At 55.5% G+C, this 12,867-nt stretch carries 17 protein-coding genes; 5 read left to right on the forward strand and 12 right to left on the reverse strand.

Going from position 1 to position 12,867, the window contains the following annotated elements; translation table 11 throughout:
- Nucleotides 1-5: 5 nt before the first annotated feature.
- From pqqE to L2Y28_RS09445, 6 genes are all read right to left on the reverse strand, one after another.
- Nucleotides 6-1,148: a pyrroloquinoline quinone biosynthesis protein PqqE gene (pqqE, locus tag L2Y28_RS09420; RefSeq protein WP_022647952.1), complete on the reverse strand. Its 1,143-nt coding sequence runs from the start codon at nt 1,146-1,148 to the stop codon at nt 6-8.
- Nucleotides 1,135-1,413, reverse strand: a complete 279-nt coding sequence (gene pqqD / locus L2Y28_RS09425; RefSeq protein WP_003857508.1) for a pyrroloquinoline quinone biosynthesis peptide chaperone PqqD — start codon at nt 1,411-1,413, stop codon at nt 1,135-1,137. The genes pqqE and pqqD overlap by 14 nt, the downstream gene beginning before the upstream one ends.
- Nucleotides 1,414-1,415: 2 nt before the next feature.
- A complete protein-coding gene (gene pqqC / locus L2Y28_RS09430; RefSeq protein WP_022647953.1) occupies nt 1,416-2,171 on the reverse strand; it encodes a pyrroloquinoline-quinone synthase PqqC in 756 nt (251 codons plus the stop codon).
- A gap of 2 nt (nt 2,172-2,173) precedes the next feature.
- Entirely contained in the window at nt 2,174-3,091 is a 918-nt protein-coding gene (pqqB, locus tag L2Y28_RS09435; protein WP_022647954.1) for a pyrroloquinoline quinone biosynthesis protein PqqB, read from the reverse strand.
- Nucleotides 3,092-3,146: 55 nt separating this feature from the next.
- The gene (gene pqqA, locus L2Y28_RS09440; RefSeq protein ID WP_002905689.1) at nt 3,147-3,218 is read right to left on the reverse strand and encodes a pyrroloquinoline quinone precursor peptide PqqA; all 72 of its coding nucleotides are present in this window, start codon (nt 3,216-3,218) and stop codon (nt 3,147-3,149) included.
- A 138-nt stretch (nt 3,219-3,356) separates the two neighbouring features.
- Entirely contained in the window at nt 3,357-4,376 is a 1,020-nt protein-coding gene (locus L2Y28_RS09445) for a dipeptidase (protein WP_022647955.1), read from the reverse strand.
- 255 nt (nt 4,377-4,631) lie between these two features.
- Here L2Y28_RS09445 and L2Y28_RS09450 point away from each other — a divergent pair, with 255 nt between their 5' ends.
- On the forward strand, nt 4,632-5,078 hold the full coding sequence (locus L2Y28_RS09450; protein WP_022647956.1) for a hypothetical protein: 447 nt from the start codon (nt 4,632-4,634) through the stop codon (nt 5,076-5,078).
- Between the two features lie 67 nt (nt 5,079-5,145).
- On the opposite strand, the gene yajD is transcribed toward L2Y28_RS09450, so the two are convergent.
- Nucleotides 5,146-5,493: an HNH nuclease YajD gene (yajD, locus tag L2Y28_RS09455; protein ID WP_006808895.1), complete on the reverse strand. Its 348-nt coding sequence runs from the start codon at nt 5,491-5,493 to the stop codon at nt 5,146-5,148.
- Between the two features lie 208 nt (nt 5,494-5,701).
- On the opposite strand from yajD, the gene L2Y28_RS09460 reads away from it, so the two are divergent.
- Together L2Y28_RS09460 and L2Y28_RS09465 are read left to right on the forward strand one after the other, a co-directional pair.
- Nucleotides 5,702-6,736 (forward strand): LLM class flavin-dependent oxidoreductase, encoded by a 1,035-nt coding sequence (locus L2Y28_RS09460; protein WP_022647957.1) that lies wholly within the window; start codon nt 5,702-5,704, stop codon nt 6,734-6,736.
- Entirely contained in the window at nt 6,729-7,676 is a 948-nt protein-coding gene (locus L2Y28_RS09465; protein WP_032622195.1) for a zinc-dependent alcohol dehydrogenase family protein, read from the forward strand. The genes L2Y28_RS09460 and L2Y28_RS09465 overlap by 8 nt, the downstream gene beginning before the upstream one ends.
- Here L2Y28_RS09465 and L2Y28_RS09470 read toward each other — a convergent pair.
- Nucleotides 7,673-8,713 (reverse strand): AI-2E family transporter, encoded by a 1,041-nt coding sequence (locus tag L2Y28_RS09470; RefSeq protein ID WP_003857467.1) that lies wholly within the window; start codon nt 8,711-8,713, stop codon nt 7,673-7,675. The genes L2Y28_RS09465 and L2Y28_RS09470 overlap by 4 nt on opposite strands.
- 420 nt (nt 8,714-9,133) lie before the next feature.
- On the opposite strand from L2Y28_RS09470, the gene mdtJ reads away from it, so the two are divergent.
- Nucleotides 9,134-9,496: a multidrug/spermidine efflux SMR transporter subunit MdtJ gene (gene mdtJ, locus L2Y28_RS09475; protein WP_032622197.1), complete on the forward strand. Its 363-nt coding sequence runs from the start codon at nt 9,134-9,136 to the stop codon at nt 9,494-9,496.
- Nucleotides 9,483-9,812: a multidrug/spermidine efflux SMR transporter subunit MdtI gene (gene mdtI / locus L2Y28_RS09480; protein ID WP_022647960.1), complete on the forward strand. Its 330-nt coding sequence runs from the start codon at nt 9,483-9,485 to the stop codon at nt 9,810-9,812. The genes mdtJ and mdtI overlap by 14 nt, the downstream gene beginning before the upstream one ends.
- A 5-nt stretch (nt 9,813-9,817) precedes the next feature.
- On the opposite strand, the gene L2Y28_RS09485 is transcribed toward mdtI, so the two are convergent.
- From L2Y28_RS09485 to L2Y28_RS09495, 4 genes are all read right to left on the reverse strand, one after another.
- Nucleotides 9,818-10,639, reverse strand: a complete 822-nt coding sequence (locus L2Y28_RS09485; RefSeq protein ID WP_022647961.1) for a serine protease — start codon at nt 10,637-10,639, stop codon at nt 9,818-9,820.
- A gap of 102 nt (nt 10,640-10,741) precedes the next feature.
- A complete protein-coding gene (locus L2Y28_RS25560) occupies nt 10,742-10,825 on the reverse strand; it encodes a hypothetical protein (RefSeq protein ID WP_057979992.1) in 84 nt (27 codons plus the stop codon).
- Nucleotides 10,826-10,917: 92 nt separating this feature from the next.
- A complete protein-coding gene (asr, locus tag L2Y28_RS09490; protein ID WP_022647962.1) occupies nt 10,918-11,223 on the reverse strand; it encodes an acid resistance repetitive basic protein Asr in 306 nt (101 codons plus the stop codon).
- Nucleotides 11,224-11,371: 148 nt separating this feature from the next.
- Complete coding sequence (locus tag L2Y28_RS09495; RefSeq protein WP_022647963.1) at nt 11,372-12,856, reverse strand: carboxypeptidase M32; 1,485 nt, start codon at nt 12,854-12,856, stop codon at nt 11,372-11,374.
- Nucleotides 12,857-12,867: the final 11 nt, after the last annotated feature.

Raw genomic sequence — 12,867 nt, forward strand, 5'->3', positions numbered from 1 at the left:
TATCGCTACAGTTCCCGGGTTTTATAGATAAGCTGCGAACGGGTACGGTTGCGGAACTGAAGCTGGCCGATTTTCATATCGCTACAGGCTGCTTCGCGTCGCGCGTCCAGAATTTTATGATGATGCGGCGATTTGCTGCACACCGGATCGGCGTTATCAGCATTCCCGGTGAGCATAAAGGCCTGGCAGCGGCAGCCGCCGAAGTCCTTCTCCTTTTCATCGCAGGAGCGGCACGGCTCCGGCATCCAGTCAAACCCGCGATAGCGATTGAAGCCGAAAGAGTCATACCAGATGGATTCCAGACTCTGATCAAGCACCGAGGGGAACTCCACCGGTAGCTGGCGCGCGCTGTGGCAGGGCAGCGCCGTGCCTTCCGGGGTCACGCTGAGGAAAATCGACCCCCAGCCGCCCATACAGCCTTTTGGTCGCTCTTCGTAATAATCAGGGGTGACGAACAGCAGGTTGGTCAGATTGCCGCTGGCGGCCATTTTTTGCCGATAGTCGGCAACCACGCGTTCCGCGCGGGCGATCTGTTCTCGCGTCGGCAAAAGGCCCTGACGATTAAGGAACGCCCAACCGTAGAACTGGCAGGTGGCAAGTTCGACGTCGTCGGCGTCCAGTTCGATGCACAGCTCGATGATTTTATCGATCTGGTCGATGTTGTGCCGGTGCAGGACGAAATTCAGCACCATCGGGTAATCGCGCGCTTTGACCGCTTTGGCCATCGCCAGCTTCTGCTGGAAGGCTTTTTTATTCCCCGCCAGCGCGGCGTTGAGCACTTCATCGCTAGCCTGGAAGCTAATCTGGATATGGTCCAGACCGGCCTCGCTGAACGCGTCGAGCTTGCTTTCCGTCAGGCCAATTCCCGAGGTGATCAGGTTGGTATAAAAACCGAGATCGCGGGCGGCGCGGATCAGCTCCGGCAGATCTTTACGCGTCAACGGTTCGCCGCCGGAAAAACCTATCTGCACGCTGCCCATCGCCCGCGCCTGGCGGAAAACCTCAATCCACTGTTCAGTGGTCAGCTCCTGATCCTGCCGGGCAAAGTCCAGCGGGTTAGAGCAGTAAGGACACTGTAGCGGACAGCGATAGGTCAGCTCCGCCAGCAGCCACAGCGGTGGGTTGACGGCGGGTTTATTCTGGCTCACGGAAAATAATCCACTTCTGTTGATAAGCGATTTGCAGGAATTCTACGACGTCGTCATCCACGCCGCCGGCTTCCGGGAACCGTTCGTTGAGTATGGCAATGATGGCCGCCGCGTCGCGTTGGCCATCGACCAGTTCGAGGATTGCGGCCGCGGTCTCATTGAGTTTAGCCATGCCTTCCGGATAAAGGATGACATGGCTGTCCTGAGCGGCTTCCCATTGCAGGCGATAGCCGCGACGAAAGGCGACGATGGAGTTTTTTTGCATGCTTATACCAGTCGGGTTGTGTGCCAGGCCGCTTTGTCAGTGACCGTGTGATAAGGCGGACGCTGTAGCGCGTAGGCCATGGTCATCGCGTCGAGCATCGACCACAGGATATCGAGTTTGAACTGAAGGATCTCCAGCATCCGATTCTGCTTTTCTGCGCTATCGCAGTAACTCTTCGCCAGCTCCAGACCGTGTTCAACGTCGCGGCTGGCCTGGCTGAGGCGGCTGCGAAAATAAAAATAGCCTTCCTCTTTGATCCACGGATAGTGCTGCGGCCAGCTGTCGAGACGCGACTGATGAATTTGCGGGGCAAACAGTTCGGTGAGCGAACTGCATGCCGCCTCCTGCCAGTTGGCGCGGCGGGCGAAGTTAACGTAAGCGTCCACGGCGAAACGGACGCCGGGCAGCACGTGGCGTTCGCTGATTAAGTCGTCGCGGCTAAGCCCTACGGCTTCGCCCAGCTGTAGCCAGGCTTCGATCCCGCCGTCATGACCGTTGCTGCCGTCGTGATCGAGGATCCGCTGCACCCATTTTCGACGCGTGTGCGGATCCGGGCAGTTCGCCATAATGGCCGCATCTTTCAGCGGGATCGTCGTCTGGTAGTAAAACCGGTTCGCCACCCAGCCCTGGATCTGCTCGCGGCTGGCCTCGCCGTTATGCATCGCGATATGGTACGGATGGTGAATATGATAGTAGACGCCTTTCGCCCGGAGGGCGTGTTCAAACTCTTGCGGCGAGAGCGTTTCACGAATGTGCATAGTTAGTCCTGAAGCGTGATGGTCATCCCGTCCCAGCTCACTTCAATTCCCTGCTGCGTGAGGGCGTGACGCTGCGGCGACTGCTCGTTAAGGATCGGGTTAGTGTTATTAATGTGAATCAGAATCTTGCGCTTTGCCGGCAGTGAGGCCAGCAGCGCCATCATGCCGTGTTCATCGCCGAGCGCCAGATGGCCCATGTCGCGGCCGGTATTGCGCCCGACGCCAGCGGCCTGCAGTTCATCGTCCTGCCAGACGGTGCCGTCAATCAGCAGACAGTCCGATTTTTTAAGCCACGGCAGGATGGCGGCATCGGGTTCACCGAGACCCGGCGCGTAGAACAGCGTCTGACCGTTGCGGCGGTTTTCGATAAACAGCGCCACGTTATGCCCCGGCAGCGGGCGGTCGCGCCACGGCGAATAGGGCGGTGCGTTACTGGCGATGGGTACAGCGGTAAACTGCAAATCAGGGCAGGCTTCCACGCTAAAGGCGGTGAGCGGCGCAATCGGATGATGAACCAGGCCGCCGTTCCAGTGCCGGAGCATGGTAAAAATCGGGAATCCGCTGGAAAGATCTTCATGCACCTCTGGCGTACACCATACCTGATGCGGACACCCCTCGCGCAGGCTGAGTAGCCCGGTGGTGTGGTCAATCTGGCTGTCGGTGAGAATAATGCCGCCAATATGCGTGCCGCGCAGAACCTCTTTCTTATTCAGTTCTGGCGTATGGGCAATCTGCTGGCTGATATCGGGCGAGGCGTTACACAGTATCCACTCTTCGCCGTTATCGCTGACGATGATCGACGACTGGGTGCGGGGGGTCGCCTGAAGGGTACCGTTGCGCAAACCCTGACAGTTGGCGCAATTACAGTTCCACTGAGGGAAACCGCCGCCGGCGGCGGAACCGAGGACTTTAATAAACATGAAGATAGGCCAGGTAGTAAAACAAAAATGCCCGCACGGATGGCGGGCTGAGCGATTAGCGGTTGGAAATGTACAGCGTCACTTCCAGGCCAAGACGTAAATCAATAAAAGCAGGTTTCTTCCACATCGTTTTTTCCTCTTTAAAAATGCAGCACCAACACCATTGTTTGTGCCAGTTTTGTGATGGTCATCAAATAATGCGTCACAGTGGGGCAAAGCTCAACCCGAAAGATGTAAGGAATTAACGTAATGTTTACAACGTAACCTATTGTTGCCAAACATTTTGCAATACCTTTTGCCAGTTGCCCCACAGCAGCTTATTCAGCACAAATTGATCATAGCCGCTGTCACGCAACGCGCTGATTAGCCGCGGTAAACCACTCACATCATGCAAATCATCAGGTAACGTGATGCCGTCAAAATCGGAGCCCAGCGCAACATGATCTTCGCCCATGATGTTAATAAGATAGTCGATATGGCGAACGATTGTGCTCAGCGGGGTATCGCTATCGCGTTTACCGTCGGCGCGCAGAAAGGCGTTGCCGAAATTGACCCCTGCCACGCCGCCGCTGTCGCGGATAGCCAGCAGTTGCCGATCGGTCAGATTACGCGGTTGCGGGCACAGCGCATGGGCGTTGGAATGGGTGGCGACCAGCGGTGAAGAGGAATGACGAGCAGTATCCCAGAACGCCTTTTCATTCATGTGAGAAACGTCAATCAGCATGTTCAGGGCGTTAGCGTGCTTAATGAGGGCGATACCCTCTGCGGTAAGCCCTGGGCCGCTGTCCGGGCTGCCGGGAAACGCCCCGTTAACGCCGGTGCCAAAACGGTTAGCAATGTTCCAGAAAGGCCCAATGCTGCGCACGCCAGCGGCATAGAAAGCCTGTAGATCGCCACCCTCGCCGTCAAAACCGCCCGCACCCTCAATATGCGCCACCATCGCCAGCACCTTATCCTGACGGCAGCGTTCGATATCTGCCGCGCTCAGGCACAATCGCGCCCGCCCATCGGAGTGTGCGACAAGCTGCTTGAGGATCGTCAACTGCTGCCAGAGAATGTCGATCGGTTGCCACGGCTCGCTGGCGTAGTGCGGCGCCATGCGGGCGATATACTCCTGCGGCGGCACGAACAGCGCGAACAGCCCGCCGGAAAATCCGCCTTGCTGCATGCGCGGATAATCGAGGTGTCCGTTCTCAATGCCGGAGAAGAAGGCCGTTACCGGATCCTGGCGATGGTGAAGCCATAAATTAAGCAACAGGTCATTGTGACCATCAAAAATCGCCATAGCGCATCCCACTGTTTTTTATTGCTGAAAAAGTTGCCTGGCACGATAACTGATTTGTCCTGTCCGGCAAGGAGAAACTTACAACTTAGCAGCAATTGTTAATATCACTTAACCGTGAGGAGATCCGCACATCATGTTGCGTGGCGAGGTAAGAGCATTTCCCGTTCCATCTGCGATTGCATCGCGTACGTTCCCTGAGCTACAGGGCTACGCTATACTTCGCCACTTTGAGTTATGCGTGGCAGGTAATGAAATATGCGGGAGAGCATTAATTTTCTTTTCGTGGTGCTGTCTTTCACGGCACTGATTATGCTGATGCGCTTTTTCATCAGGCGTATTCGGCATCCAAAGCGCATCGTTGCCGACAGCCGGGGAATGAAAAAAATCTCTACCCATCCTTCCTGGTTTGGCGGATCGTCAGGTAAAACCTACTTTTATGATGAGCAGTATTTATACGAGGTCATAAATAGCGTCACCCGTAAAATTGAGCTGGCCGCTATCGTAAAAATTAAGCCGGGCTCGACAGTGGTAAATAACAGGCGGATCTGGTCTGTGAGCTATCTTGAGGGAACCCGTGAAAAACAGGTGCAATTTTATAATAATCTGACGGTGTTTAATCAAAACTTTGCTGCGTTTTTAGAGGCTGTAAAACGCGTGAATCCTGAAGCCGATATTAAGGCCGTCTCCTTGTTCAATCTGTGACTGGAATACATTACCTTTATCTTTCTGACTGCCCATACGGCAGGTATGGGCAGTAAAGCCGCCGATATTACTTCTTCTTGTTCATCATCGCCTTGAGATCGGCAAAGGGGTTAAACGTGGCGACACCCACGTCTTTTTGCGCATCCTCACCTGCGACAACGGTGGTGCCATACTGATCCGCTTCGGTGTACTTTGAGTGTTCGTGGTCATGGCAAAACAGGCACAACAACTCCCAGTTACTGCCATCTTCCGGATTATTGGTGTGATCGTGGTCGATATGGTGGACCGTGAGTTCACGAAGATTCGAATACACAAACTCCCGCGAGCAGCGTCCACAGACCCACGGGTAAATTTTTAGCGCTTTTTCACGGTAGCCGCTTTCCAGCCGTGCGTAGTTTTTGGGGATCAGAGCCATTGCTGATGTTACCTGTTAAAAAAGAGAATAGTTCACACTATATCCCATTTTGAGATGCCAGGAGAATGCCTCCTCTGCGGGAAGGCAGCGTGCGATTTGCGTATTTCTGTCAGTTTATTTGAAGCATTCCGTTAAATAATCACCATTTATTCTCATCGGTTAATGCGTAGAGTAGGGATAACGCAATGCTTTATCAGGATACTCCACTATGAAAAAGATCGGATTTTTGTCGTTTGGTCACTGGACGCCGTCCTCCCAGTCCGGCACGCAAACCGCAGCTGACACGCTGCTACAGTCCATCGATCTGGCTGTCGCCGCTGAAGAGCTGGGCGCGGACGGGGCTTATTTCCGCGTGCACCACTTTGCCCGCCAGCTCAGTTCGCCATTCCCCTTGCTGGCTGCGATAGGCGCGAAAACCAAACGCATCGAAATCGGTACGGGCGTGATCGACATGCGGTACGAGAATCCGCTGTATATGGCGGAAGATGCTGGCGCGGCAGATCTCATCTCCGGCGGGCGATTACAGCTTGGTATCAGCCGGGGCTCCCCGGAGCAGGTGATAGATGGTTGGCGTTATTTTGGTTACGTGCCGCAGGACGGGGAAAACGAATCTGATATGGCGCGCCGCCACACTGAGGTACTGCTTGATGTATTACGCGGTGAAGGGTTTGCGAAGCCTAACCCACAGCCGATGTTCCCAAACCCGCCGGGATTGTTGCGTCTGGAGCCGCATTCAGAGGGCTTACGCGATCGTATCTGGTGGGGGGCTGGCTCCAATGCAACGGCAGTATGGGCGGCAAAACTGGGGATGAACCTGCAAAGCTCAACGCTGAAAGATGATGAAACCGGCGAGCCGTTCCATATTCAGCAGGCAAAACAGATCCGTGCCTACCGACAGGCCTGGGCCGAGGCAGGGCATACCCGTCAGCCACGCGTTTCGGTCAGCCGCAGTATTTTTGCCCTGATGGACGATCGCGACCGGATGTATTTCGGTTCAAGCCGCAATGAGAGCGACAGCGTTGGCTATCTGGATGAGAAAACGCGGGCCATTTTCGGACGCAGCTATGCCGCAGAGCCAGACAAGCTGATTGAACAGTTGAAAAAGGATGAAGCGATCGCGGAAGCGGATACGCTGTTGCTTACCGTGCCGAATCAGCTGGGTGTGGAATACAACGCACATGTGATCGAGTCCATCCTGAAACATGTCGCACCGGAAATGGGATGGCGCGATCGCAATGCGTAATCTGGCCCTCTGGTATCGCCGGTTTGGTGAGCCTGAATCGGTACTGCAAGCGGAAACCACACCATTGTCACCGCGACAGCCGGGAGAGATACGTGTGCGCATGCTTTTTTCTCCGGTGAACGCCTCCGATCTCATCCCCATCACCGGGGCATATCGCCATCGCACGCCGCTGCCCGCAATAGCCGGTTATGAAGGGGTCGGAATAGTGACCGAAACGCCCGCCGCTTACCCGGCGCTGCTGGGCAAGCGGGTTCTGCCGTTACGGGGGCAGGGAACCTGGCAGCGCTATGTCGACTGCCCGGTGGCGTATGCGGTTCCCGTCCCGGACGACATCGACTCGCTTCTTGCCGCGCGGGCGTATATCAACCCGCTTGCCGCTCAGATGATGCTGGACCGCTATCCTCCGATCGGGAAAACGGTGCTGCTCACCGCTGCCGGTTCTGACTGCGCCGTTCTGCTCGGGCAATGGGCACGCCAGGCGGGTGCAGAGGCGGTTTACGGGATCCATCGCTCGCCCGTGCACGCTCAACGTCTGGCTGAAATGGGGATCGTCCCGATTGCGCAAGATGATACGGCCGCCGTCAACGCTGCCGCCGCGCAAGCGGAGGTGGTGTACGACGCCACGGGCGGCAGCCTGGCGGAGGCGATCCTGAGCGTGATGCCCGAAACCGGTACCTTTGTCTGCTACGGGCTACTCTCCGGGCAGACCTTCCGGCAGCAGCGGCCGTTGCCGCGCGTGGCGTGGTTTCACATTCGTAACTATCTGGACGCGCTGAGCGCTGAGGCGTGGCAGGCGGAGTTTCGGCGCATTTGGCCTAAACTGCGCGCCAGCCAGTGCAGCGATGTTACCCTCTACCCGCTGTCGGAATGGCAGCGGGCAGTGGGCAACTACCGCGAAGCGGGAAGAACGGGCAAGCCTATGCTGTCGATGGACAATTAATCGGCCTTATGGCTCATGTCGCTCAGCAGTACAGCGATACTTTGTCCACCCGCGGTCTGCTCCAGGCCAATTTTGACAATAATTGTCAGCGGAACGGAGAGCAGCATGCCGACAGGCCCGAGCAGCCAGCCCCAGAAAATCAGGGACAGGAACACAACAAGAGTTGAAAGCCCCAGCCCGCGTCCCATTATCCGTGGTTCGAGAATGTTCCCGAAGACAAGGTTAATCACCAGATAGCCTGCCAGCAGAATCAGGGCATCATACAAACCGCTGAAAACCAGCACCTGAAGGATAGGGGGGATCGCCGCCAGCACGGAGCCAATGTTAGGAATATAGTTGAGCGCAAAGGCCAGCAGCCCCCAGACGAAGGCAAAACGCACATCCAGCGCGGCAAGCATCCCCCAAACCACTAATCCCGTCACCAGGCTGATGGCCGTTTTCAGCACCAGATAGCGTGAAACGCTGTCGAGCGCGCGCTGAATAGCACCCATTCCCTCTACCGGACGCACCATGATGTGCTGGAGTTTTGCAGGCAGCTGTGGAACTTCCAGCAGCATAAACACAACCGTCAGGAACAGCAGGAAAATCGAGGTCATGGCGTTGGAGAGCTGTGCCAGCAGGCTGGTGACAATCGTCATGGCGGCATTCGGATCAATGTATTTAAGCAGTTCCTCAACCGAGACTTCGATACCCGCGCGTTGCAGCCAGGGTTCAATTTGCAGCAGCGGGGTCGCCAGGGAAGAGCGGTATGTCGGCAGCGTCCGCGCCAGCTCGTTCAGGGAGGTTCCCAGATAGGCGACTAACAGCACCATCGCAACGATAATAATACTGATAAGCAGGCTTATCGCCAGCACACGCGGGATGCGTAGCCGCACCATTCGCTGCACCAGTGGATTAAGGATCACCGCGATAAAAAGCGCCAGGATAAAAGGCACGATGATATCGGCCGCAAAACGAACGCCGGTCAGAATGATCACCAGCATGCCCAGCATGATGACGATCTTAAGCCCGTTGAGGGTGATAATGGGTTTGGCCATGGACGTTCCTGAACAGTTTTTTATTTATAATAGAGGGGAAAGCGGATTAAAAAAACTAACCAAAATCAAACAGACTGGGTAAAGAAATGAAAAGGCTTTGAGTAAATTCCTGGCTTATGATACAAATCAGGCGTGTTCAACTACTGAGGACAATTTTCATCCGCAAAGACGAGAAGCAACACCGCGGATAATTGTAATTTTATGGACAATTTGTTCAGGACGTATTTTTCAAACAACTCTGCTCTGTTTTCTACCTCCCTCTGCACGCTTTCCGGTGAACAACACTGGCGTTCCGCGCTATAGTCACGTCTTCTGCCTGAGCTGGCGCTATGCGCTTAGCTAACTGATTTAATTCCCACTTTTTTGGTTTGCTGTTCGCAGCGAGCCTCGATGGATTATATTCTCAAGCAGGAGAAAAACATGTTTTACTGGATTTTATTAGCTCTGGCTATCGTTGCTGAAATTACCGGCACCTTGTCGATGAAATGGGCGAGCGTGAGTGACGGCAACACCGGATTTATTTTGATGCTGGTCATGATTACACTTTCCTATATATTCCTCTCTTTCGCGGTTAAAAAAATCGCGCTGGGCGTGGCATACGCTTTGTGGGAAGGTGTTGGTATTTTATTGATCACGCTGTTCAGCGTCATGATATTTGATGAAACCCTGACGACAATGAAAATTGCCGGGCTGACGACCCTGGTCGCAGGTATCGTGCTGATTAAATCGGGTACGCGCAAACCAGCCAAACAGCAGAAGGAGCAGACCCATGCAGCAGTTTGAATGGATCCACGCGGCCTGGCTGGCTTTCGCCATCGTTCTGGAAATTATTGCGAACGTCTTTTTGAAGTTCTCCGACGGCTTTCGTCGCAAAGCCTACGGCCTGTTATCGATTGCCGCGGTTCTGGGGGCGTTTAGCGCCCTGTCGCAGGCGGTGAAAGGCATCGATCTTTCCGTGGCCTACGCGCTGTGGGGCGGCTTCGGTATTGCCGCCACCCTGGCGGCAGGCTGGATTATGTTCGGGCAGCGTTTAAACCATAAAGGCTGGATAGGGCTGGTATTACTGCTCGCTGGCATGATCATGATTAAACTGGCCTGAGTGACCTACTGCTGCGCCAGGGCTTCCAGCCGGTCGCGAAAACCGGTCACCGCTAACGCTCGGTTATCGGCGCGCCAGCGGTCTTTCGCTGCCGGAGCAGAACTCTGAACGCCAATCAGTTGCCAGCCGTTAACGGTTTTTAACATCAGGGGCGATCCGCTATCACCCGGTAGCGTATCGCACTGATGCGAAAGCACGCTGTTTTGCGCCCAGCCCGTCACCACGCAGTCCGTATGGGTGTACAGCGAATCGAGGTGATCAACAGGGTAGCCTGACTGCGTCACTTTTCGATCGGCGGCTTTCAGGGCGGCGGTGAGCGCGTCTTTGTCACCATTAAAGAGCGGTAGCGGAGCGATCCCGGACGGCGGGTAACGTAAAACGATCAGACCGAAATCCCAGGAGGCCGCCCCGGGCGGCACAATCCAGCCATCGCCATCCGGTTTCAGGCGTTTCCCGAGCGACGGATCCACCCGCCCCTCAATACCGTGAATTTCGTAGCGCCAAATCCCTTTCTGCGAGACAAAGCGCAGGGCGATCGCTTTATCCGGTTTGCCTTCGGGCGGCATTAACAGGCAATGACCCGCCGTCAGCGCAAGGCGTGGCGTTATGAGAGTTGCGGTACATAGATTGCCGCTGGCGGTTTCCAGTTGCCCGATGGCATCCCAGGGCGCTTCGGTAGGATCGGTGACACGCGTACGATCGTCATGACCAAAAAACAGCGTCTTTATCTCTTTGGCGCTGATGGCGTCATCGTCGCCCTCATCCGCATGTGAAAAGCCTGCAAAAAGGCTAAACGTTCCCAGTAACAACACAACAGATTTACGCATATCACACTCTGGTGGGGGTAATTATGATTATTAAAAGTGAACCCTATGAAAATACTATAGACGCGACGGCGAGAAAGTGGGAGTAAAATCAGCGTGCTACATTCAGGAAAGATAAAAGTGGCTGGCGATGAGCGCGCATAAAATTAGCAGGATAAGAATGAACTCAAACCGATAGCGCCGCAGCATACGCCCTCCGGATAAAAAACCGGCGCTGACCGCAATCCCGTTCAGCGCCGGTTTACCAACGTGCCCCGAAGGGCACGGTTAAGCTTGTACTCTTACGCTGCTGGCTGTGCAGCAGGTTTAGCCGCTTCGTGTTTTGCCGCTTTTTTGTGATGCTTTTTAGCCGCCTGGGCTTTCTGCTCTACCGCAGGTTTTGCCGCTTTTTTGTGGTGCTTTTTCGCGGCCTGCGCTTTCTGTGCTGCCGCTGGTTTAGCCGCTTTGTGATGTTTTTTATGGTGAACCGTTTTGGCCGGAGCAGCGGTGGATGCCGCAGGCGCTGCGGTGGCGGTAGTTTCAGCCGCGAATGCAGCGGAAGAAAGACCCATAGCAGCGGCAACAACCAGAGCTAATACTTTTTTCATTTTCATACCCTCGAATTTGGTTTTTCATTTAACCCCACTGCGGGGCCGTTGAAATAACTATATCCCTGTAAATTCGGGGTTTCCGTGAGTGATTGGTATCGGCGTGTAACCATATGTACAACGCCGGGGTGGCCCCCGGCGCGTTCGTTTACAGGTAGCGGGACGTCAGGTGTTCGCGGAAGTAGCGGATATTCAGATCTTCACCTGTGGCCTGGGTGATGAGCTGCGACGTGCTGAAACGGCTGCCGTGCTGCCAGATATTCTGACGCAGCCAGTCAAACAGCGCCGAGAAATCGCCCCCGGCAATGGATGCCTGCAACCCGGGCAGCGCAGTTTTGGCGGCATGAAACAGCTGTGCCGCATACATTGCCCCCAGCGTGTAAGACGGGAAGTAGCCAAAACCGCCGTCGGTCCAGTGGATGTCCTGCATACAGCCGTTGCGGTAGTTATCTTTGGTGGATAATCCAAGCCAGGCCTGCATTTTCTCATCCCATAACGCGGGGATATCATCCACTTCAATTTCGCCATTGATCAGCGCGCGCTCGATCTCATAGCGCAGCACCACATGCGCCGGATAGCTCACTTCATCCGCGTCAACGCGGATGTAGCCCGGCTTCACGCGCTGGTTCCAGGCAATAAAATTCTCTTCACCGAATGCCGCCTGGCTGCCGAAACGGGCATGGACCGCCGGAAGCAGTTGCTTCAGGAAAGCTTCACTGCGGCCCAGCTGCATTTCAAAGAACAGACTTTGGGATTCATGGATCGCCGTAGAGCGCGCCAACGCAACGGGCTGGCCGGCCCACGCTCGCGGAAGGTTTTGCTCGTAGCGGGCATGTCCGGTTTCGTGGATCACACCGAAAAGCGCGCTGAGCAGTTCATCTTCATCGTAACGCGTGGTGATACGCACATCTTCCGGAACGCCGCCGCAGAACGGGTGGGCGCTAACGTCCAGACGACCGCCGTTAAAATCGAAGCCAAGCATTTTCATCGCTTCCAGGCCCAGCTCGCGCTGGGTGGCGGTGGGGAAGGGACCCTGTGGCGGAACGAACGATCGTTGAGCCTGTTTTTCCACAACCTTTGCCAGCAGCTCCGGCAGCCAGGACTTCAGATCGCCGAACAGCACATCCAGGCGAGCGCTGGTCATGTCGGGTTCAAAGATATCCAGCAGCGCGTCGTAAGGCGTGCAGCCTTTAGCCTCGGCGCGCAGGCGGGCCTCTTCACGACTGAGCTTCACCACCTCTTTCAGGTTGGCTGAAAAGCCCTGCCAGTCGTTGGCCGGACGCTGAGTACGCCAGGCGTGTTCACACCTGCTGCCCGCCAGCGATTTGGCCTCCACCAGCGATTCCGGCAGTAAAGTGGCCTGCTGGTAGTGGCGCGTCATTTCACGCAGGTTGGCCTGCTCAACGTCGTTCAGATCTTCTTCTGCTGCCGCCGCCAGCCATTCACCCACTTTTTTATCGGTCAGGATCTGATGTTGCAGGACGCTCATCTCCGCCAGCGCTTCACCGCGCGCGGCGCTGCCGCCGGGCGGCATCATGGTAAACATGTCCCAGCTGGCGATGGAGGAGAGGTGAGAGAAGCGGGAGAGACGCTGGAAGGTGCGGGTGAGTTGTTGATAGTTATTGTTTTTCATGAAGTCCTCGT

Origin of the sequence: Enterobacter sp. JH25 (assembly GCF_021725435.1) — a bacterium.
Lineage (GTDB): Bacteria > Pseudomonadota > Gammaproteobacteria > Enterobacterales > Enterobacteriaceae > Enterobacter > Enterobacter intestinihominis.